Origin of the sequence: Thalassotalea sp. G20_0, from assembly GCF_017744175.1 — a bacterium.
In the GTDB taxonomy this organism is placed as follows: Bacteria; Pseudomonadota; Gammaproteobacteria; order Pseudomonadales; family Endozoicomonadaceae; genus Endozoicomonas.
Genome location: NZ_JAGHQV010000002.1, coordinates 94106 through 116012, shown reverse-complemented (window position 1 = coordinate 116012; position 21907 = coordinate 94106). Strand labels below are relative to the sequence as shown.

General features: G+C 48.1%; 21 protein-coding genes and 1 pseudogene. 14 read left to right on the top strand and 8 right to left on the bottom strand.

All coding sequences use genetic code 11. From position 1 onward, the window contains the following. Positions 1 to 27: 27 nt before the first annotated feature. Entirely contained in the window at positions 28 to 1047 is a 1020-nt protein-coding gene (adhP, locus tag J7438_RS01690; RefSeq protein ID WP_209275178.1) for an alcohol dehydrogenase AdhP, read from the top strand. A 116-nt stretch (positions 1048 to 1163) separates the two neighbouring features. Here adhP and J7438_RS01685 read toward each other — a convergent pair whose 3' ends face one another. Further along, positions 1164 to 1595, bottom strand: coding sequence for a YkgJ family cysteine cluster protein (locus J7438_RS01685; protein ID WP_286196325.1), 432 nt, complete (start codon positions 1593 to 1595; stop codon positions 1164 to 1166). Positions 1596 to 1797: 202 nt separating this feature from the next. On the opposite strand from J7438_RS01685, the gene J7438_RS01680 reads away from it, so the two are divergent. The 3 genes and pseudogenes from J7438_RS01680 to J7438_RS01670 form a co-directional block, all read left to right on the top strand. Next, a complete protein-coding gene (locus J7438_RS01680; protein ID WP_209202743.1) occupies positions 1798 to 2061 on the top strand; it encodes a type II toxin-antitoxin system RelB/DinJ family antitoxin in 264 nt (87 codons plus the stop codon). Next, positions 2061 to 2330 (top strand): type II toxin-antitoxin system RelE/ParE family toxin, encoded by a 270-nt coding sequence (locus J7438_RS01675; protein WP_209202742.1) that lies wholly within the window; start codon positions 2061 to 2063, stop codon positions 2328 to 2330. Before J7438_RS01680 ends, J7438_RS01675 begins: the two co-directional genes overlap by 1 nt. Positions 2331 to 2657: 327 nt before the next feature. Next, positions 2658 to 2795, top strand: a pseudogene (locus J7438_RS01670) (alcohol dehydrogenase catalytic domain-containing protein); the annotation flags it as partial. Between the two features lie 820 nt (positions 2796 to 3615). Here the strand turns inward: J7438_RS01670 and amrS are convergent. After that, entirely contained in the window at positions 3616 to 4716 is a 1101-nt protein-coding gene (amrS, locus tag J7438_RS01665) for an AmmeMemoRadiSam system radical SAM enzyme (RefSeq protein ID WP_209202741.1), read from the bottom strand. A 168-nt stretch (positions 4717 to 4884) separates the two neighbouring features. Here amrS and amrB point away from each other — a divergent pair, with 168 nt between their 5' ends. Next, positions 4885 to 5664, top strand: a complete 780-nt coding sequence (gene amrB, locus J7438_RS01660; RefSeq protein ID WP_209275176.1) for an AmmeMemoRadiSam system protein B — start codon at positions 4885 to 4887, stop codon at positions 5662 to 5664. 161 nt (positions 5665 to 5825) lie between these two features. Further along, entirely contained in the window at positions 5826 to 6404 is a 579-nt protein-coding gene (gene amrA, locus J7438_RS01655) for an AmmeMemoRadiSam system protein A (protein WP_209275175.1), read from the top strand. Between the two features lie 126 nt (positions 6405 to 6530). Here amrA and tyrS read toward each other — a convergent pair whose 3' ends face one another. Beyond that, positions 6531 to 7838, bottom strand: a complete 1308-nt coding sequence (gene tyrS, locus J7438_RS01650; protein WP_209202738.1) for a tyrosine--tRNA ligase — start codon at positions 7836 to 7838, stop codon at positions 6531 to 6533. A gap of 387 nt (positions 7839 to 8225) precedes the next feature. Here tyrS and J7438_RS01645 point away from each other — a divergent pair, with 387 nt between their 5' ends. The 3 genes from J7438_RS01645 to J7438_RS01635 all read left to right on the top strand — a co-directional run bounded on the left by J7438_RS01645 (position 8226) and on the right by J7438_RS01635 (position 12160). Continuing rightward, positions 8226 to 9272: a hypothetical protein gene (locus J7438_RS01645; RefSeq protein ID WP_209275174.1), complete on the top strand. Its 1047-nt coding sequence runs from the start codon at positions 8226 to 8228 to the stop codon at positions 9270 to 9272. A gap of 202 nt (positions 9273 to 9474) precedes the next feature. After that, on the top strand, positions 9475 to 10920 hold the full coding sequence (locus J7438_RS01640) for an OapA family protein (RefSeq protein WP_209275173.1): 1446 nt from the start codon (positions 9475 to 9477) through the stop codon (positions 10918 to 10920). A gap of 130 nt (positions 10921 to 11050) precedes the next feature. Further along, positions 11051 to 12160 (top strand): anhydro-N-acetylmuramic acid kinase, encoded by a 1110-nt coding sequence (locus J7438_RS01635; protein ID WP_209275172.1) that lies wholly within the window; start codon positions 11051 to 11053, stop codon positions 12158 to 12160. A gap of 13 nt (positions 12161 to 12173) precedes the next feature. Here J7438_RS01635 and J7438_RS01630 read toward each other — a convergent pair whose 3' ends face one another. Beyond that, positions 12174 to 13541, bottom strand: coding sequence for a hypothetical protein (locus tag J7438_RS01630; RefSeq protein ID WP_209275171.1), 1368 nt, complete (start codon positions 13539 to 13541; stop codon positions 12174 to 12176). A 654-nt stretch (positions 13542 to 14195) separates the two neighbouring features. Between J7438_RS01630 and J7438_RS01625 the strand changes: the two genes are divergently transcribed. The 4 genes from J7438_RS01625 (at position 14196) to J7438_RS01610 (ending at position 18925) form a co-directional block, all read left to right on the top strand. Beyond that, complete coding sequence (locus J7438_RS01625; protein WP_209275170.1) at positions 14196 to 15230, top strand: hypothetical protein; 1035 nt, start codon at positions 14196 to 14198, stop codon at positions 15228 to 15230. Positions 15231 to 15487: 257 nt separating this feature from the next. Further along, positions 15488 to 15952 (top strand): C2H2-type zinc finger protein, encoded by a 465-nt coding sequence (locus tag J7438_RS01620; protein ID WP_209202732.1) that lies wholly within the window; start codon positions 15488 to 15490, stop codon positions 15950 to 15952. Positions 15953 to 15974: 22 nt separating this feature from the next. After that, positions 15975 to 17744 (top strand): SGNH/GDSL hydrolase family protein, encoded by a 1770-nt coding sequence (locus J7438_RS01615; RefSeq protein WP_209275169.1) that lies wholly within the window; start codon positions 15975 to 15977, stop codon positions 17742 to 17744. A gap of 134 nt (positions 17745 to 17878) precedes the next feature. Beyond that, the gene (locus J7438_RS01610) at positions 17879 to 18925 is read left to right on the top strand and encodes an START domain-containing protein (protein ID WP_209275168.1); all 1047 of its coding nucleotides are present in this window, start codon (positions 17879 to 17881) and stop codon (positions 18923 to 18925) included. A gap of 60 nt (positions 18926 to 18985) precedes the next feature. Here J7438_RS01610 and J7438_RS01605 read toward each other — a convergent pair whose 3' ends face one another. The 3 genes from J7438_RS01605 to J7438_RS01595 are packed head-to-tail and all read right to left on the bottom strand — an operon-like array spanning position 18986 to position 20874. Further along, complete coding sequence (locus J7438_RS01605; protein WP_209275167.1) at positions 18986 to 19993, bottom strand: C2H2-type zinc finger protein; 1008 nt, start codon at positions 19991 to 19993, stop codon at positions 18986 to 18988. Next, positions 19974 to 20426 carry an OsmC family protein gene (locus tag J7438_RS27545; RefSeq protein WP_286196304.1) on the bottom strand — a complete coding sequence of 151 codons (453 nt, stop codon included), beginning with the start codon at positions 20424 to 20426 and terminating at the stop codon, positions 19974 to 19976. Before J7438_RS27545 ends, J7438_RS01605 begins: the two co-directional genes overlap by 20 nt. 31 nt (positions 20427 to 20457) lie before the next feature. Further along, positions 20458 to 20874 (bottom strand): hypothetical protein, encoded by a 417-nt coding sequence (locus J7438_RS01595; RefSeq protein WP_209275166.1) that lies wholly within the window; start codon positions 20872 to 20874, stop codon positions 20458 to 20460. 72 nt (positions 20875 to 20946) lie between these two features. Between J7438_RS01595 and J7438_RS01590 the strand changes: the two genes are divergently transcribed. Then, the gene (locus J7438_RS01590; protein WP_209275165.1) at positions 20947 to 21498 is read left to right on the top strand and encodes a GNAT family N-acetyltransferase; all 552 of its coding nucleotides are present in this window, start codon (positions 20947 to 20949) and stop codon (positions 21496 to 21498) included. Here the strand turns inward: J7438_RS01590 and J7438_RS01585 are convergent, their stop codons facing one another. Next, a complete protein-coding gene (locus J7438_RS01585) occupies positions 21499 to 21726 on the bottom strand; it encodes a pseudouridine-5'-phosphate glycosidase (RefSeq protein ID WP_209275164.1) in 228 nt (75 codons plus the stop codon). It abuts the gene before it with no gap. Positions 21727 to 21907 lie beyond the last annotated feature (181 nt).

Here is a 21907-nt window from a genome sequence, read left to right as displayed (position 1 = left end):
CAACTACCCCAACCAACAGGAGACACCATGAAAGCCGCCGTCATCCATCACTTTAAAGAACAGCTCACCATCGAAGACCTGCCGGTGCCAAAACTCGGTGCCCGGGATGCCCTGGTAAAAATCCATGCCTGTGGCGTTTGCCACACCGACCTCCACGCCTGCCATGGCGACTGGCCGGTTAAACCGAAACTGCCGCTGGTGCCCGGCCATGAAGGCGTCGGTACCGTTATAGAAGTCAGTGACCAGGTAGGTCATATCAAAACCGGCGACCGTGTGGGTATTCCCTGGCTCTACTCCGCCTGTGGCTATTGCGAATACTGCCTGGAAGGCAAGGAGACCCTCTGCCTGGCCCAGCACAACGCCGGCTACTCCGTGGACGGAGGCTATGCCGAGTTTTGTTTAGCCGCCGCCGACTATCTGGTCAAGATTCCCGATGGCATCAGCTTTGTTGATGCTGCCCCCCTGTTCTGTGCCGGGGTTACCACTTATAAGGCCCTGAAAGTCAGCCGCACCAAACCCGGTGACTGGGTGTCCGTTGTCGGTGTGGGCGGGCTTGGTCACCTGGCCATTCAGTATGCCGTGGCCATGGGGCTTAATGTGATTGCTGTGGATACCGGGGCTGATAAGAAAGCATTATCCCTGGATCTGGGAGCCACTCACTTTATCGACTTTATCCGGGAGCAGCCGGAAGAGAAAATTCGGTCTCTGCTGGGTAACGGTGTTCACGCTACTGTCTGCACAGCGGTCTCCAAAGCGGGCTTTGAAAGTGCTTATCGCTCCGTGCGCAGGGGAGGAACCTGTGTCCTGGTCGGACTCCCACCGGAGGATATGCCCATTCCTATATTCGATACGGTAATCAACGGCGTTTCTGTTGTTGGTTCCATCGTAGGTACCCGCAAGGATTTACAGGAGTGCCTGGAGTTTGCTGCCCAGGGTAAAGTAAAGGCGATTATCCAGAAACGAACCCTTGAAGAGATCAACGCGATTTTTGACGAAATGGAGAAAGGTGATATTGCCGGGCGTGTTGTTATGGAGCTGGCACAGTAGCATCCTTTTTTACCACGGAGACACAGAGACACGGAGGAAAAGATTTTTGCGGTTCTCTGTGGCAAGGTTTTTCTTGGTATCCGAAATGTGGATGGACGGAACTTGGGTAAAATGGTCTACCGTTGTCGTTTTACCCGTCCTGCCTCAAACTTCTCAAGCCGTTTGTCCCAGGTTTTGAACCGTGTTCGGCAATAAGCATCCAGTTCATCGTAGGTCTGGAAATACAGATCACAGCCGTCATTGACAGGCGCATCAAACTCACAGGCTTCATTGCTGTGTTCCCGGCAGATAATGGGGCGGCGTTCATAGATACCACAGCGATTATCCGGCAACAGGAATTCACACCGGGTCTGACAGAGCAGGTACCAGCCATTGCCATCCTTGAAAATATGCACGCCCTTATGGGCCACCTGCCAAAGCAACACATCAAACGCGTGCATACTGCGGGGAGTGTCCAGTTCCTGGGTAATGTAAGAGCAACAAAGGGCCGTACACTGATCACACTTGTTGCTGGAAGTGATGTCTCTGGTTTCGATCCGGTTAACCATATCTGACACGATAAGTAATAAGTCCTGTTATTTTAAAAATTATTCTACTGATCCTGGCCACTCAAAGCGAATGCTCGATAACAGTTATTCCAGGACCGCCTCCCGGGGGAAGGGGCAATCTATCCTTTCTTCGTTGCGATGTGTACCAAATGGTCTACACTGACTCGGTATGAAATAACAAGGCATATAGAGGAACATAGAAATGCGTAAAAGTGAGGTAGTCAAGGCTAGAATAGAGCCTGATGTAAAGGAACAGGCTGAAGCGGTATTCAGGCAGCTAGGTTTGAATACCACACAAGCAATTACTTTATTCTACAAACAGGTAGGGTTGTGCCAGGGGATGCCATTTGATGTTCGCATACCCAATGATGAGACTATACAGGCGCTTGCTGAGTCCAATGCAGGCACAGGCTTAAAGGAGTTCAACACACTTGAGGATATGTTAAAGGACTTGGATGACGAATAATGTTCAAGCCAGTATACACGTCGAAATTCAACAAAGACTACAAGAGAGTAAAGAAGCAAAACAAGGATATGGACAAGCTGGTTAAGATACTGAGGTTGCTGGTCACTCAGACACCTTTGCCTGCAAGGCATCGTGATCATGCCTTGACAGGAAGCCTGCACAAGTACAGAGAATGCCATATCGAACCTGACTGGCTATTGATGTATCGGGTAGATGGACAAAAGATAATTTTTGAAAGAACCGGGTCGCATTCTGAATTGTTCAAATAGCAACATAACGCATACTTAATCCAGTAGCCTGTCGGCTGGATACTCTTGATAGCTCCGTTTTGATTGCACATTTAAATTTGCCAGAAAATTCTTGTCCAGAAACGCATCAGCCAAGATAGACCAATTGTACAAGCGTAACTTGGCAACGCACTTGAATTCAGGCCACAATCTTCACCGGCACCCGACGACTGCCCCAAACGCCAGGCTGCTGTTCAAACACACCGGCAACCGGTGTCCCACACTGCTGGCAGACCCCCTTACCGTCAGACGCATCAACTCCCCATTCCCCCAGCACATACCAGTCACGCTCAATAAACAGACTATGGCGATTTTCATGCCTGCCATGGCGACTGGCCGGTTAAACCAAAACTGCCACTGGTTCCCGGCCATGAAGGTGTGGGTACAGTCACGGAAGTCGGTGACCAGATCAGTCATATCAAACCGGGCGACCGTGTGGGTATTCCCTGATGTTTATTAACCTTGGGAAGAAAGCTCCGATGGTGAACCTGTTATGGGTATGAATCAATACTGGCCTTAAGTAGCTAACCATATGAAATCGAATATTTCTGACTCCTTGTGCTGGCACTCTGCTTCGTTACAACTCCGGTCACATAGCTACGGCTATGCTCCCTCCGTTGTGCCTCGCATAGTACCAGCCCAAGTAGCCAGAAATATTCGATTCCATATGGCCAGCTACTTAAAGAAGAAACATAAAGTGAACTAATACCAATAATTATTGTCAGACCAACACAGAAAGTTGAATCATTTAGTAATCAGCTGGTAGATTGAAGGCAAACAAAATATGCAAACGCAGTCTACACAAACACATGAAGGGTGTTGCACTCCTGGCTGGTCCGTCAGGGATATAGACTATCAAACCGTTGGTTCAACTCTTGGCTGTGCTACTGGATGCCTTATGGGTAAAACCCTTTCATATTGTTGTATTGGCTGCATGATCGGCAAGACGATTAATTATTTATGTCATAATAGGCATACCCTTCGAACTTTAGATAAATTCGCGGATGTGAAAGAATTGAATGAAACATCCAATCACTTCCAAAATAGAAATTCTTCAGACAAAGCTCCTGTCACTACTCAACCAAGTGATCAAAATCACCCTCATGCCAATTAATTCTGGACTTGTCAGGCGGCGCGTTCAGGAGGATGTCCGAGAATAGCGTCCGTCCGGATGTCCTGTAGCAAAGACGGCAGAAATTGAGGATATGTTAAGTACTTAAAGAACTTGGATGACGAATAATGTTCAAGCCAGTACAAACCTCGAAATTCAGGCCACAATCTTCACCGGCACCCGACGACTGCCCCAAATACCAGGCTGCTGTTCAAACACACCGGCAACCGGCGTTCCACACTGTTGGCACACACCCTTACCTTCAGACGCATCAACCCCCCACTCCCCAAGCACATACCAGTCACGCTCAATAAGCAGACTATGGCACTGATGACAACGGGTACTGCCACCATCAGAATCATGGACATTGCCGGTGTAGGCGTAGCGAATACCATGATTCAGTGCTATTTGTCGGGCCATGGTCAGCGTAGCGGCAGGTGTATGGGGGTGATCCCGCATTTTCCAGTCGGGATGAAATGCGGTGAAGTGAATCGGAACGTCCACGCCAAGGTGTTCAACAATCCATTGACACATGTCGTTCAGTTCATGCTCGGAATCATTTTCCCCGGGAATCAGCAATGTGGTGATCTCAAACCAGACAGAGGTTTCATGTTTGAGGTATTTCAGTGTTTCAAGCACCGGTTGCAAAGCGCCACCACAGATTTTTCGATAAAAATTTTCACTGAACGCTTTCAAGTCAATATTGGCTGCGTCCATATAGCGGAAAAACTCAACACGGGGTTCATCACAGATATACCCGGCAGACACCGCCACCGACTGCAAATTTCTTTCATGGGCCGCCCGGGCAACATCAATGGCATATTCAAGGAAAATCACCGGGTCATTATAAGTAAACGCCAGCGACCGACAGCCCAGTTGCTCAGCCGTATCCGCCAGTTCCTCGGGCGATGCCTGGTCGGCCAGGGTGTCCATCTCACGGGATTTGCTCATATCCCAGTTCTGACAGAATTTGCAGGCAAGATTACAACCCGCTGTACCGAATGACAGAACCGGGGTTCCCGGAAGAAAGTGGTTCAGTGGTTTTTTCTCAATAGGGTCAATACAAAAGCCGGAGGAGCGACCATAGCTGGTAAGCACAATCTGACCACTTTCACAGGCACGGACAAAACAGAGCCCTTGCTGCCCATCCCGAAGTTTGCAGGCCCTCGGGCAAAGGTCACATTGGATTCGTCCATCCTCAAGCGCATGCCAATAGTTGGTTGACACATTTCCGGACGGTGTTTTTTCCCTGAGCATGTTCCATCTCCAGACCAGGTTCACTGCCTGATTGTCATCCTGATGATAGTAACCAAGGCTATAATTATAGGCTCTGCCGACATTATTTGAGCGATGCAAATAAAGAGAGTGGTTTATTTCGCTTGAAATGTGCCGGTAGGCTCAGCCACTCCCGGGGGAGAACCCATAATGATTATTCGCCAACCCGCTGTAGCCGGAACCTTTTACCCTGACTCACCCAAAGCCCTGGCCAACTCGGTCAAAGAGATGCTCAGCGATGCCCACCCCAGGGATTTCTCACCGAAAGTTCTGGTTGTTCCCCATGCCGGCTTTATCTATTCCGGCCCGGTTGCGGCCAGTGCCTACCGCCTGCTGAACTCAATGCGCCAGAATATTCGCCGGGTTGCCCTGCTCGGCCCCAGTCACAGAGTTCCGCTGCTGGGCATGGCCCTGCCGGACTGTGAAGCCTTTGCCACACCGCTTGGTCATATTCCGCTGGATATTGACGCCATGGAGGAACTGAAACAGTTCAGCCAGGTAGAGACCGTCGATGAAGCCCATACCCACGAGCACAGTCTTGAGGTCCAGTGCCCGTTTCTGCAGGAATGTCTGGATGACTTCAAACTGATTCCAATCGTTGTTGGCGACACCAGCCCTATAGCGGTTGCTGAGGTGATTGAACACCTCTGGGGAGAAGAGGAGACCCTGATGATTATCAGCTCCGACCTCAGTCATTACCACACCTATGAAGAGGCCTGTTACCGGGATAACCAGACGGTTAAAGCCATTGAACAGCTCAGTTGTAATTTGACCGGTGGACAAGCCTGTGGCTGCTATCCTCTTAATGGCATGTTGAAGGTTGCCCAGCACCGGGGGATGGATGTTATTACGCTTGATGTGCGCAACTCCGGAGATACTGCTGGCGATAAAAGCAGGGTAGTGGGCTATGGAGCCTTTGTTATTCAATAGCGCGATTATCCTACAGAATCCACCCTGCACACATCCACAAATCAGACGCTCAACTGCTGTCAGATAACATGAAGCCGTTATTCAGTGGTCCCGTTGAGTGGCGATAAAAATCAGAAGGAGGCTATCAATGCCTCCAACGAAGGAAACGGGAATTTTTTACTGTGCAAATTGCCCCTACAGAAAGTCAGAAAAGAGAATTATTGCGCCTTGCCCGCAAGACCATCAGTGAAGGCTGTACCCGGAGCCTGCCACCAGAACCATTACCTGAAGAAGACCTGGCAGATTTCTTTCTGCAACAGGCAGCCAGCTTTGTAACACTGCACAAGCGCGAGGAACTGCGGGGCTGTATTGGTTCAACCCAGGCTTACCGGACACTGTTGGATGATGTGATCCACAATGCCTTTGCCAGCGCATTCCGGGACCCACGGTTTCCCCCGGTGACGGAAAGTGAGCTGACCGATATCAAAATTGAAGTTTCCGTACTGACCCCTCAGGAACGCATGGACGTTGCTGATGAGAAAGACCTTTTACAGCAGCTGAACCCCGGCATCGACGGATTATTGATTCGCAATCCCCAATACAGCGCAACCTTCTTACCACAGGTGTGGAAACAGCTGCCTAACCCCCGGCAGTTTCTGGCCCATTTGAAAAGCAAAGCCGGTATGACTCCGGGGTTGTGGCCGGATGATATGGAGTGCTTTCGTTATCAGTGTGTTAAGTTCAAAGAGAGGAGGCACTGAAGCTGGCCCTGTTAACTTGAATGGCCAGCTTTATAAATCAGTCACCGGGACAGGACTGCCCGATGACCATCAGCTTTTAAGAGCACGCTTTTAATAAAACGCTCTTAATAAAGAGCGGCGATTCGATCAAACCACTTCAAACAGAAAGTGATTTTTCTTACCCAATTTCACTAGGAAGAACCGATCATACATGGCACCCCGGGCTGCAAAGCATTCTGCCAGGTTCATATTATCTGCCGAGCCACGGGCGACACCATTAAAGAACACCGCGTTATTAGCCAGCGCATCTTTAACCTGCTTGCCTGACTTCACCATGCCGACTTCTGCAAACAGCTGCGTCATAGCCTGGCCTTCCAGCCCGCTCCGCTCGATAGTAGCACTGGGCAGGCCATCCTGCTTCAGCTGCTCCATATCGGTTTCTGACAGCTGGGTAATGTCCCCGGAAAACAGTGCTTCAGTGATGCGCTCCGCCGCCTTGAGACCTTCCTCACCATGCACCAGGCGGGTAGCTTCACGGGCAAGAATTCTCTGGGCTTCCGGCCTGCCCTGACGCTCAGCATCCGCTTGCTCAATGGCCTCAATATCTTCCATGCTCAGGAAGGTAAAGAACTTCAGGAAACGATACACATCGGCATCAGCGGTGTTCATCCAGAACTGGTAAAAGGCATATTGGGAGGTCTTTCGGGAGTCCAGCCAGACCGCACCGCCTTCTGTTTTACCAAACTTGGTGCCATCGGACTTGGTAATCAATGGTACCGTTAACCCGAAGGCACGGGCCTTATTCTGACGTCGGGCAAGGTCAATACCGCCAACAATATTACCCCACTGGTCACTGCCACCGATCTGCAGGGTACAGTCATAACGGCGGTTCAGCTCGGCAAAGTCCATGCCCTGCAGCAGGGCATAGGAAAACTCGGTAAAGGAGATACCGGAGCCTTCCCGGTTCAGGCGTTGCTGTACCGACTCCTTGTTGATCATGGCATTCACCGCAAAGTGTTTGCCGATATCTCTCAGGAAGTCGAGAACATTGAGGTCGCCGGTCCAATCCAGATTATTGGCCACAACGGCGGAGTTTTCTCCGCAATCGAAGTCGATAAACTGACTTACCTGTCCCTTGATTTTCTCAACCCAGCCCGCCACCACATCCGGGGTATTCAGTTGACGTTCCGCCGCCTTGAAGCTTGGGTCACCAATCAGGCCGGTGGCCCCACCCACCAGGGCAATGGGTTTATGACCCGCCTGCTGGAAACGCTTGAGCACCAGCAATGGCACCAGATGGCCAAGATGGAGACTGTCAGCCGTAGGATCGAAACCACAATAGAGCACCCGGGGCTGTTCGCTCAGATGAGTGTCCAGTTCCTCAACAGCAGTGGTCTGCGCGATGAGCTGGCGGGCCTGAAGATCTTTCAGCAACGGGTTTTGACTATCGGACATTTGCCTTTTCCTGCGACGATTCGATGATTCAACCGGAATACTGCGGTGGATGCCAGGGGCTCTGACATCAAATCAAGAAACAACTCCCTGCTCCGGTGGACAGGAAACAATCAATAAAAAATCAAGCCGCCCAAAATACAACAAAACCGTGCCGGAACAAATGCCTAACCTCTAAATAAGGTAAATTTCAGTCTATTTTTCTTACCAGGCCTTTACTTGATGAGACTGGAACTTACGTTAAATCCTAACTGTCGAATCAATTCGGAGTGCTTGCGAATTTCTGATAGCTGATTCATGCACCATGACGAATCTGTCCAATCGGGCACGGTTTAATATTTCTGCTAAATCTCCACAATACCGGCACCAACATAGCGGGAGGAAAAGTCTTTGGATTTGCCACAACCACTGTCGACACCAACAGCTTCAACCTACTCTGCTGCTCTACCGGCAACATCCGCAACCTCCCGGGAAAAAGAACCTTCGTACAAATCTGGGCAGACGGGTTCAAATTTTTCCGCAGGTGATGCTGCCTGGGTGGTCATGCGATCCCTGTCAACAGCTGCCGAGTGTCTGAATTTTGCCTGCAGAAAAGTGGCCGTCCTGTCCAGTGTTTGTTTTGGTGGTTTTACCGGGCTGCTGCAATATGCCCATGAGAACCTGGGGGATAGAACGGTTCAAAAGGTACCAGTGGCAGAAAATAGCAGAATTGAACAACAACCCACTGGTGATAAACAGCCTGGAGATAAAGCACAGCAAGCGGCTTATCTCCAGAATCCCCCGGTGGAAGAGTACGTCAGGCAAGGTGCCAATAAGTGGAAGCACTTTGTGGAGTCCGGTACTTCACCGGATTCTGAATACACCTGGATGTACCTTGCCGGCATGGTCATATCCATAACCCTTTCCATATCTGTGCTGGGTATAGTGGGTACAATTCTTCTGCATTCGCCGCACTGGCTGTTTAAGGCAGAACCTTATATCAATCTCAATACACCAGCGCCCCCCTCGCCTCAATCACTCTTCCAGTCAGCTGCAACTCTGCCTTCTGATCATCTGGAAAGACAATCGCCAGCCCTTGATCCGGCAGCGGATAACCGACCTCTGGATAACCCGGCCAGCCAGTCCACACATCCCCCAGTGGAACTACCGCCAACCGCCGTAAACTCAAGCCAGAGCCACCCATCAATGCCTGCTGTAGAAACCAGCCACAATAGCCAGGACTCCCAACAGCAACCTGAACCCGAAAACCAGCACCGCACAGCTTCACTACATGAGCCACTGACTGCCAATGCTCAAACCACTCAGCAGTCAGCCGCCAGCCCTGCACCCTTCTCAAAAACAGACCAGCAACCCTTATTACAAACAAGCCCGCACCCATCTGTTAACCCACCCACAGGCGATCGCATTCCAACATCCGTTTCAGTACATAAACTCTGACGATGAACAACCCTGCATTTTCATTCCCTCTTGGAAAGACAAACCACAAGGCAATAGAATGATTCGTGATAATCAAGACATTAATGAAAAAACAGAATAATTGACCTTGTATTGACGTACCTTTTCTGACGGATATGACTTACGATATTTTTTATCGTTATAATTTACTGATAACCACACTGAAGACAGCGTTAAAATCTTAATGAATAAAGCCATCCCGAGGGGCGCAACACGGATCAACCAGCGCCTGAAACAGTTCCCCAGGCGACACTTGCTGCTGGCAAGCACCATCGCTGCCAGCGTCATGGGATTGATGGCTCTTCTACCTTCTGGTGACGTAGAAGCCAGGCGCAATGAAATCCCGATGTCCATTGATGCATTCCAGCCTCAGGAAGCCAACACTGAGCTGACCAGCAGCCCCACAATTCCCGAGTCTTCCCAATTTGTCAGCAATCAGAACGCTGATCAATCAGAAACAGCTATCAAAGAAGTAGAACAGGAAGCAGAAGCCAAAGCTCTGGCAAAAGCCGCCTACGACCTGGAGCAAAAACTGGGAAAATGGCACAGTGTCACCATTAAATCTGGTGATAATTTATCGGTGTTGTTTAATAGCCAGGGATTAAATGCCAGTGTTGTTTACCAGGTTGCCAACACCCCCAAATATGGCGAAACACTGGCCAGCATACGTCCGGGGGAATCCCTGGAATTCCGGATTAATCAGGAAGGAACCCTGACCCAGCTGCGCTACGTCAAGTCCAGGCTGGAAAGCATTTTCTTTAACAGGGAGGACGATGGCTACCGGGCAGAACAGGTGACCCTGTCACCGGAAATCCATCCCACCTATGCCAGCGGCATTATTGAAAGCTCTCTCTTCCTTGCCAGCCAGAAAGCAGGCCTGTCCCAGAATCTGACCATGGAGCTGGCCGGAATTTTTGGCTGGGATATCGATTTTGTTCAGGATATCCGCAGTGGTGACAACTTTAATCTGCTCTATGAAGAGAAGTATCTGGAAGGGGAAAAACTGGGCGATGGCAATATTCTGGTAGCCAGCTTCACCAACCAGGGAGAGACCTATACCGCCATCCGTTATACCGACAGTAACGGCGATACCAACTACTATACCCCGGACGGAAAAAGCATGAAGAAGGCGTTTCTCCGCACTCCGGTGGATTTTACCCGTATCAGTTCACGATTTAACCCCAACCGCCTGCACCCGGTGTTCAAGACCAAACGCCCTCACCGGGGGGTCGATTATGCCGCTCCGATGAATACCCCGATTAAAGCCGCGGGCGATGGTCGTGTGCAGTTTTCCGGCTGGCAGAATGGTTTCGGCAATGTGGTATTTATTCAGCACCCGAATAATGTAGTGACCGTCTATGCCCATGCCAATAAACTGGCCGGTCTGAAAAAAGGCCAGAGAGTTCGTCAGGGCCAGACCATAGCCTATGTGGGCAAAACGGGCTGGGCCACTGGGCCTCACCTGCATTATGAGTTTCGTGTGAATGGCGTGCACAGAAACCCGATGACGGTTAAGCTCCCGGATGCAGCCCCTATCGCCAAAAACGAGATGGCTAACTTCCGGAAAAAATCCGAACTGATGATTGCCAGGCTTGAGAAACACAGGGAAACACTGCTGGCCACGCAGTAACCTGCAAGTGATTGAAAAAACCGTAATGTGGGCACGTAAGGCGCAAAGCTATCTGGTTGTTTACTTTGCGCCTCACTGTCTTTGTCGTTAACAATAATGTCCCGATAAACCTTCCTTCCAGAGGCGAACCATGTCAGATATCTATATAGGGCTTATGTCAGGTACCAGCCTCGACGCCATGGATGCTGCCGCTGTTCACTTTGCTGGAAAGAGTCCAACTCTCCTGGCCCACCACAGTACTGAGTGGCCCGCTGAGCTGAAGCAAAAAATTCAGCAACTCTGCCAGCCAGGTCATGATGAAATCCGTTTGCTGGCGGAAGTGGACCCGGCCATTGCTTATGTCGCTGCAGAAACGGTCAATGCGCTGCTGAACAAAGCAGGACTGACCGCTGATCAAATCAAGGCCATTGGCAGTCATGGCCAGACCATCAGGCACATACCCGAGTCAGGCTACACCCTGCAGATCGGTGACCCTAATATCCTGGCAGAGCAGACCGGCATTACCGTTATTGCCGACTTCAGACGCCGGGATATGGCCGCCGGTGGTCAGGGAGCCCCGCTGGTACCGGCCTTTCACCGTGCGGTTTTTACCGGCGAAACCTGCCACCGGGTAATCGTCAACATTGGCGGTATCAGCAATATATCGATCTTGCCTGCTGAAAACGGTGAGCAAAAACCGGTAACCGGCTTTGATACCGGTCCCGGGAACCTTTTAATGGACTATTGGTGCCAACAGCAATGGGGGCAACCTTATGATAAGGATGGCTTTCATGCTGCCAGGGAGCCCCATGACCCGATCCTGCTGGAAACCATGTTAAGCGACCCCTTTTTCCGGTTACCCGCCCCCAAAAGTACCGGCCGGGAACTGTTCAACCCTGCCTGGCTCAACGCAATGCTCGAAGGCTTTCGTGGGCTGTCCCCGTCCACCATACAGGCAACCCTCTGTCGCTTAACGGCTCGTTGCATTGCCGATGCCATAAAGCAGCATGCCCCCGATACCGATGAAGTGTTTACCTGTGGCGGTGGTGCCAATAACAACACCCTGATGGCAATGCTGAAAGAAGAAATGCCCGGCACAAAGCTGGGATCAACCTCGGAGCTTGGTGTTAATCCTCAGTGGGTAGAAGCTACCGCCTTTGCCTGGTTAGCAAGACAGAATATGTTACAGCTACCTGGCAACCTGCCTGCAGTTACCGGAGCATCGGGTTTGCGTTTGCTCGGTGGACGTTATTACCAGTGACAGCGGCAATGCATTACACGATGGTTTCCCCGGAAACCTCAGTGCCCGAAGAGTTGACTGGAAATGTACTGATAACCTCCGCCAGCGTCTGAACCTGCCGTTCTCTCTTTTCAGGAGTATCATCAGGGATTTTACCAGTAACCATATTATTGATTGATTGCCTGATTCTACCTTCATCTCCGGCTCCAACATTGTTGGCAAATGCCCTGAAATCCAGATAACTCATTTTTGACACGTGCCTCTTAAATGCCCTGCTTACCTCAGGTTCAAGGGACTCAAAGGCATTATCTTCAATAAATTGATACAGTCTGTCAGCATCATTCCCTGCACAGGGGGAGAATGCCGTCTCATCAAGCGGTTCACCTGCTATCAGCAGGGCAGGTGAACCACTATGTCTGGAAGACATATTCACCATATCGAAGCTTTCTGATGGAAAAGCAGCAGGCAGCACAGGCGTAACCTCAGCTTCAACATTGACTAAACAGGGTAAAAATGGATGAAATTCTTCCTCATCACTGTCATAGGGAAGTGGATATTCCACATTAACTGAAGAACCGGCACCCTGATTAACGCTTTCCACATCCCATGACCCGGCTTGCTGATAATCCGCTTTTAGCAGCAGGTCAGGCCTGGTATCGCGGTTGACTGATTCCCTTTGCCGAAGGGTTGAAATATCTTCCATGGAGATTTCATCGGACTTGCTGTTATTTATTTGATCTTTAGGACCAGGTTCTAAATCCAGAATTTTACTGCTCTGACTTTTATCCGTTTTTTTGGTATCACTACCGGAACAAAAGCGTGTCAATAAAATACCAGCAACCCCCACAGTGATAAAAAATAATCCAGCGACGTATAATCCGCCAATACCGGAAGAGTCCTCATTATTCTGTGCTGAGGAAGTAGAGATAGCATCTTGTAATAATGCCTTAGTGTTTTTATTAAAAGTCAGATTTGAGGGAGGTGTTGAATTATAATGGTTGCCAGTTGCAACCATTGATGAAGAACTCTCATTCAAGCTAAAAATACCACTCCCGGCAGCGAGCAGAAGTGCCAGCCCAACAAGTGCCAGACAGGTTCCTCCACATATAGCTTCAATGGTTTCATCCGTTTTTTTCCCCAGCAAGATTGCTTTACAACCGGGTTGGGTCACTTCTCTTTGCGATATGGTTTTACTGTCACTCCGGACTCCGGGTTCCTCGATCGGCTCCGTTCTGCAGTTAACAACGGCGTCTGAATCCTCCTTTACCACCGCCCTGGTTCCGGTAAAACCTCTAGATTCAATGGCGTCCTGTGAACGTGATGGCTTCAGCGTGCCAGCAGTAGGATCAATAGCCTGTTGATACTGAACTTCATTACCTGAAGCTGTGCCTGTAATGCCCATAGTACTTTATTACCTGATTATCAGTATTTTTTTCATAAGATGAGAGTCAAAACAATCCAAACAGCATTTAAGCAAATAATCTGCACAGGATCCTTTTGTTTCCTAATAAAGGAAAACAACAACAACACTTTTATAAAAATTATTAGTCATAAACTATAATTTAATATTTCAATAATTAGATAATCCCATGAAAAAATTTAACGCAAGCTCAAATTCATTTATGGTTATTCCCGAAGCGTTTAAGTAGCTAGCCATGATACATTAATGGAAATTTATCTTGTGATTTTTCCAGTGTTTTTTTGATGAGGATTTTTTATTCACAGACTTTAAAGCTTATGTATAGTCGGAGAAACGGAAGGCTTATGTTAATGCTTACTACAAAGCTCTCAGAAAGACCGGCAATAAAGAAAAAGCAAGAATCGCCGTTAATCAAGCTGCCGACTTTATAAAAAATCGAATAAAAAAATAATTAGATTAAAACAACCTTTATTCCCCCCCCCTTCCAAAGCGTTCTACTTCGTTATTTCTGATATCCATATCAATTATCTATGCACTTTCGGCATAAACAGTAAACGGTTTGTATCAGAAGGGAACTTTTATAAAGAATGATAGGTCTTAAGCTTTAATTCAATATATCAATAACTCAATAATTCAATGAACACAACCGATTTAGACTCAATTGTCACTTCTGACTACTCATGGTTACAGGAGTTTCTGGATGCACACTCAATACCAAATAATCCTTTCGATACACAGACAACTATGGCTGGCCACTCTATACATACACCTGATTCATTCTATGATGGGTATTTAAATCAGGATGTAATAGATCTGGACACACTACCGGCTCCACATTCACTGAGTGATTTTTCAATTTCTCATTTACCATCCACAACAAACTTTGAGCAAATAACCCTTAAGTTACTTCCGGAAAATTCATTAGCTGTTTTTTCTCAGCCATCATCACGTCCAGTTGCTAAAGTTGATCCATTACATAAAGACCCTCAAGAGCAAGTTACAATTGAAACCAGTCAGTTTAAAGCACATGAATCGTCCGGTTCTGATGAACCTCGGCCCCTCACGCTCGCTGTACCTCACGAGCAATCAGGGACAATCAAGGTTGCCAAAGCCCGGACACAGTCCGAGAAAGAGAAGGATCGCCGGAAGGCTTACGAGCAGTCCGAGAGAGGGAAGACTACCAGGAAGGCTTACGAGCAGTCCGAAAAAGGAAAGGCGTACCGGAAGGCTTACGAGCAGTCCGAAAAAGGAAAGGCGTACCGGAAGGCTTATCTTGATTCCGAGAAAGGGAAGGCTGCCAGGAAAGCTCACGCACTGTCCAAAAAAGGTAAGGATTACCAGAGAACTTACAGACAATCTGAGAAAGGGAAGGCTGTCAAGAAGGCTTACCAGCAGTCCGAGAGAGGGAAGGCTGTCAAGAAGAAATACCAGCAGTCCGACAAAGGGATGGCTGTCAAGAAGACTTACCGGCAGTCCGAGAAAGGGAAGGCTACCAAGAGAGCTTACGAAAAGAGCGAGCCACGGAAGGCTTATATTAAGGTTTACTACAAAGTTCTCAGGAATACCGGTGATAAAGAACAAGCAAGAATCGCTGCCAAGCAAGCTGCCGCCTTTGTAAGGAAATCGAATAAAGCAAAAAATAATGAGCTTGAATCTACCTCTATGTCCTGAAAAAGGTAGAAGACCGTAACCACTGACTACGAAATAATTACGGCATGGGATGAGTCTTTACCGGGCAGGAGTGGAACCTGCTTTCAACGAATGATTTCAGCTCATGGAGCCTCAAACTCTTGGGCTTAGCCTGTCGCGAAGGAACTTTTATAAAGAGAAGTGATCCAAGGTATTATTGTATTATTGAATAATTTAGTCATCCTATGTTGAGCATTAACAATAACTTACGACAGGTCTGTTTTTGTGGCCTCCTTGGCTTGGCTCCTGTCGCCCATACTCAGGCCAATGATCAATCTCGCCCTGTCGTTTATCAACAAATTCCTGTTTCTTTAGCTTCCCCCCAGCCAAACAATTTAACTAACGGGCTGGAAAGGTTATCCAGCCGCAATCCAGCGGCAAAAGACTCAAAGGGCAAAAAATTTACATGTAGCCGTAAAGGGTGTGGTGAAACATTCAGATTTGATGCTGCACGTTGCCTGCACGAGAGATCGATTCATCTGATTACAAAAAACTACAAATGCCACATATGTAAAAAAAGGTTTACTCAAAAAGCTGGTTTAAAAAGACATGCCAATGTCCACTCAGGGGTTAAACCATATCTTTGCCTGATATGCGTTAAATCTTTTTCTCAATCTTCTAACTTATTTACTCATATAAAAAACTGCCATCAGATTCAGCCTGTAAATCATGATAATTGGGTTAAAATTGAGGAACATGGGTAAGTAGTTCAGTCAGGGCCAGATCATGAAAAACTGTTGCTATACACTGATCACCTGCTGCCTGGTTTTGTTTTCCCTGCAAACCAGTGCGCACCATGAACCGAATATAAGCAGTCCTGTATTAATCAAACCTGAGCCATGGAGCCCCCATACCTTACTGGTATTTGGGGACAGCCTCTCAGACAGTCATGGTGATGATTTTCATACACCTGATTCAGCGCTTTCTACCTTCAATCTGCTGAAAACCCTGAGGGGTGATTTCAACCCGATGGTCGAAGAGCCACCCATTGATCTGAGCCAGTTCTTCTCCCGCGCCAGCAGCATCCGGAATATTAAACAAACATTTGCACTTTACCGGATAGAACTTCAGGCAGAAAAACGTGAACAAAGCTTTATCCGGCGACTAATGACCGGGTTGGAAGAGCATGCTGTGAACCAGCTGGAAACACTGCTGACGAACATACTGGCAGGCCTTGAATACATGGAACAGAAGCTGGACAGCCCACTGCTGGGGGCGGTACAACGCACCACCCGCTTTCTCCGCAATATTCAGCATTCCTATATTGCCCGTCAGATGCCCTCCATCAAAAGTATCAGCAGACTTCTGGCCAATAAGACCGAGGCCCTGGGTGAAATTATCAGGGCAGACCTGTTATCTATGATTCCTGCCGTGGCTGAAGAGACCTTACTGTCAACCACCAGCCAGTTTGCAGACCAAATCCCTCTCCTGCCGGACAGCCAGCACTACGAAAAAGGGAAGTGGACCACCGGTAGAGAGATGGATTTGATGTGGCCCGAGGTGCTGGTCAGAATGATGTCATACCCGAATCAGCACAAAGTGAAACTTGATAACCGGGCCATGGCGGGCAGCTGGGTACTCTGTGCTGAAAGTAAGCTGGGCAGACCCGGTGCCTTCCTGAGTTCTGTGGAGGGGGTCATGGATGCTGTTGTCACGCTCTTTCAGGGCAGCCTTATACCCCCTTGCGAGGGTCTGATTGTGCAGTCCTATCTGAGTGAGCGCAATGGCAAGGTCGGTAAAGACACTTCCAGCCCACTGATCCTGCCGGACACCCTGGTGGTCTTTTTTAATGGCGGTAATGATTTCCTGAATAACTGGCAGGAACCTGACGATATTGCCCAGGAACAGGCACAGGATATTTACAATGTGCTGCAAGCAGGTGCTCAGCGGGTTATCGTGTTTTCACTGCCCGATATCACTTCCACGCCCAGGTTTCTTAACGCCCCCGAACGACAGGAAATGCATGAAAAATGGCGGGTATACAAGGCCAGCCTGAGTATGAGAATCAACCTGCTAAGGGAATCATTTCCTCAGCACTCTGGTTATCGTGTCATGAAGATTGATGGTGAAGAAGTGTTTGAAATTCTGCGAAAAGATCCACAATGGGATTTTGTGCACCCTATTCTGAATATTCCAATACCGGGTATAGATGACGATGGAGAGGTTGAAATAGATCGCCAGGCCCTTATTGCACAAAAGCGAAAAGAGGCTGAACAGCAGCGCAACATTATTACCCGGGAACTGCTAAACAATGCGGCATTTGATGACAGCTGGCACCCCGTCCGCAATCATTTGTCTCAGATAACTCCGGGCAAAACAGCATTTTACAGCGACAGTGTGCATCCGAGTGCAGAGGCTCATTACGCCATTGCAGAACAGGTGTGTCAGATCCTGGAAGACCGGTTTAATATTCCCTGCGATACCAGCAACTACCCTGAGGCACTGGCCATAAAAGAGGCACAACATCGCAAACATTCATTTGTTTTAAGTAATTGAAGCCAGTGTTTACTGAAAACGATTCATCTGACAATCAGGGCAGATAAAACCGACCTATACTCGACTTGACATTTATTTTTCCTGGGCTTTTATAGTGGCATTATGCGAGTTGATCAAGACTGTCTGGTTACAAAATGCGAGCATGTCAAGGTAATCCCCAATTTGATGAATACAGTAGTAGATCAATTAGCAGGCCGGGGCCCCAGCATCAAAATGATGTCGGTACATGGCATACTAATTCAGTTTCTGTAGAAGAAAATGTAGCCCACTCTATTCAAGCCTTACCTGAGGGTGGCAGGCAGGAACCAGCAACAACATCAGCAAACAAGCCATTAGAAGACAGGCAAATATCACAAAGTTTTCAGGTAACACATTCCCCGGATGGGAACGCTGCAACGTGTCCGGTTACCCCTGTCTTTGTTGAATCAAAGGGGCAGATGTACAAGCTGATGCAACTACCCGACTTCGTTAAACTGCGTGACTTCGCCGGGAGCCAGGATGGCAAGTGGACAACAGTATATGAGGATAGCCAGAAAGCTCTTCTCGTGGAGTCCAGGCCAGAGGATCTGAAGCCTGGTGAGAAAGGCACCGGATTCAACATTGTCCGTGCAACTGTCCAGTGGGACGATATTAATCCCGAAACGCTGTTCAACACACTGCATGATGCAGACTACCGCAAAACCTGGGACAAGAAGATGGTTGAGGGGCGCGACATCTGTCAGCTGGATTCCCGGAATGACATTGGATACTACGCAGTGCAACCCCTTTGGCCGATCTCGAAACGTGATTTCTGCAACATGCGCTCCTGGATGGAGTTTACCAACGGTGAGTATATCATTATGAACCACAGCGTGGACCATGCAGACTGTCCTGAGCGGGAAGGGTTTGTAAGGGCTCGCTCATTTATCACTGGGTATTACATGATACCGACCCATTGTGGCGGGACTAAACTGATATTTATCTCGCACTCTGATCCAAAGGGTTCCATACCGGCGTGGCTGGTTAACAACCTCTTGGGCAAGGTGATTCCTGACACTATTACTAACTTGCATGATTGTGCCCTGAAATACGATACCTGGGCTTCAGAGAACCATGGCTCTGATACAAACTATAAATGGCGTACACCAAAGATCAACTGGAACGACTTTACCCGGGAAGTCCAGGATAATTATGATGACTGATCCTTATAAATCCATTAGTGTTATTTTAGATTTGACTCCATGGCAAACCTCTTACCAAATTCACGAACTCTTATTTAAATGATGACGCTCATGTAATTTCATATTTTTCTTTGTGATAAATCTCCTGCCACAACCCACAAACTCACATTTATGTGGTCTCTCCCCCGTATGAAGGCATTGGTGTACTTTCAGATTTTGCCTCGTGGAAAACTTCTTATTGCAATCCATATACTCACATTTATGTGGTTTCTCACCCGTATGAGTGCGCTTGTGTATTTTTAGACTATGCCTCCAGATAAACGCTTTTCTGCAACCCACAAAATCACATTTATACGGTTTATGCTCCGCATGAATGACCTGGTGTCTTTTTAAATCAGGCCTCCTGGCAAATGCTTTTCTGCAACCCTCAAAATCACATTTATACGGCTTATGCCCCGTATGAACGGATTGGTGTGTTTTCAGATCATAATTCCTGGTAAATGCTTTGCCGCAACCAGCAACATCACATTTAAACGGCTTCAGCCCTTTATGAGTAAGTTGGTGTATTTTCAGATTATTGTTTCGAGTAAATGTTTTACCACAACCATCCCATCTACATCGATAAGTTTTTCTTTCTTTTAACGGCAGGGCTACTTTACTGGGCGGCCGACACTGCTGTTCACTGGCCTGTGATTTTTGCCTATAACATTCAGCCAAGGGGTAAAACTCGTAGCGTTGACTGTTCTGACCCGATCCTGAAAACTGTTGATCCTGTCTGCCAGAAACCTGGTTTGCCAGGGTGGTTAATGTGCATCTTTTCTCGCTGAAGTCTTGAGTGACACACTCTTCTTCGCCGGGCTGACGTTTTATGCCAGGGTAATAAGGCTTGACTTGAGCTTTTACCTGTCGGTTAAAAGATGTTGAAACCGATGCGGTTTGCCCGGAACTGGCCTTGGTTGCTAAAAATTGAGCGATAAGTTCAACTTTCGAGCCGGACTGGTTAGCCGTGACATTTACTGAATTCATGAATTTGTCATCTTTTTTGATTGATACTTGAATTATAACAAATTCATGGTTGTAAGGTTGCATGATGCTTCATCCGGGATGTGGATAAATCATCCGACTTGAGTAGCAGAATGCATTGAAAAGTAATGATGCCTACTTCGGATGTGACCGGGGCAGCTTGCAAAGCCACTTTGCTTTCACGGGCAACATGAAGAATGGCGTTTGAGAAGCAGGCAGCATAACCCGCGGCAAACAGCTGCTCAGGATTCGCCGCCGCACCAGTACCACCCATTTCTTTTGGGCAGGACAGCCCCAGACTTAAAATAAGCTGGATCTGACGTATGCCCAATATCTGGTGATGATGGTGTTGTGGGAAAATGAAATGTAAAATCCAGCTTGACCTTGATGAATTAATCACTTTAAAAAAACTGTGCAAAAAAATAGTTGCAACGCTGTAGAACGTTAGCACAAAAAAGGCCGACACCCCTACAATGCACACTCTCTGCCCTGGAGACATATACCGGTGCCTTCAGGATGTGACACAACCGTTAAACACTGTGCCGTCGACTCAATGTCTGGCGGGCAACGGCGTTGCCGGGATTATTAGATAACCTGACGTTATTATCTTGATCGTTGGTTTCTAACCACTGATTGATTGAGGTTGCTGTGGGAGTAACGGTGTGATTATCCGCACCCGGGAACAACGCATTCAAACCATTGGTAACATTTCGCACACCATCAACAACCGCCAATAATGAATGGTGAATTGAATACCCACATAAGTAACCCAGGCCTGCGCCAACCGCACTGGAAGCAGCCAACGTCACCAATCCTGGATCCTGGACTTTTTTAATGCAAATAAGAAACCCTGCGAACATGCCATAGCCTGTAAGTGCTTTTACCAGGTTAGGTGTTTCAGCTTGCTGCCCGAGAGTAGCAGGCGTATAAGAAATGCTGATGTTCATTATTTTTTTCCTCAGGATCACGAAAGTCTCAGAGTAGCACAAGAGACAGACTGTAATTAATTTGGAGGCATTGTGGAGTTTTCAGTTTACAATCCGGGTGACATTGACGAGATCAGACATCTCTTTACCAGGACATTTACTGACTCGGAAAGCGAGACGGAAGGAGCAATAGTCGGCAACCTCGCTTATGAGGTAATGAAGACAACAGGCGACAACGACCTGTTTGTTTTTGTTGCCTTGGACCATAGCCGACAACCTGGCGAACAGGTTGCAGGCTGCATTATCTTTTCCCGGTTAACGTTTGACAGTGGTATTGATGCTTTTCTACTGTCGCCGGTTGCTGTCGGCACTGATTACCAGGGTAAAGGTACCGGTCAGGCATTGATCCACTTTGGCCTGCGTACATTAAAAGACAATGGCACAGAGTTGGTATTCACCTATGGTGATCCTGATTACTACTGTCGAACAGGTTTTGCGCCTGTCAGTGAAGCCGTGATCAAAGCACCACTGCCGTTGTCCCATCCGGAAGGTTGGTTAGGCCAGTCGCTGGTTAGTAAGGAGATTGAGCCAATCGCTGGTAAACCACACTGTGTCGAGGCGATGAATAAGCCGGAAATCTGGTAATCAAGTAACAGGGTAGTCAATATCTGCTGCTGACAGGAATGATGTCATACGATCGTGCAAAATAGCCATGGTAGCAGGCACAGCATCAGCATCACGGATGATTTTCTCCACGGCATAAGCCGTTTCAACATTCTCAGGCCAGGGCTTGCGAAACCTCAGCGCTGATATCCAGGCATGGTGACAACATGCCTGACCTCCAAAACTTTCACAAAAGTACCTTGGCAACATTAGCAGCGAATAAGAGCTGAAATACGTTGCCGAGGGACATCAAAAGCACCCCCTACTCGCCTGAAACTGGCTGGTTATGCCTTCGATTGAGCAAATCCGGCCCTGATCACGGCTTCAGGAAATCCGATAATTTTCAACTAAAATAAGGATTTACCATAAGGAAATAGCATTTTTTCATCTT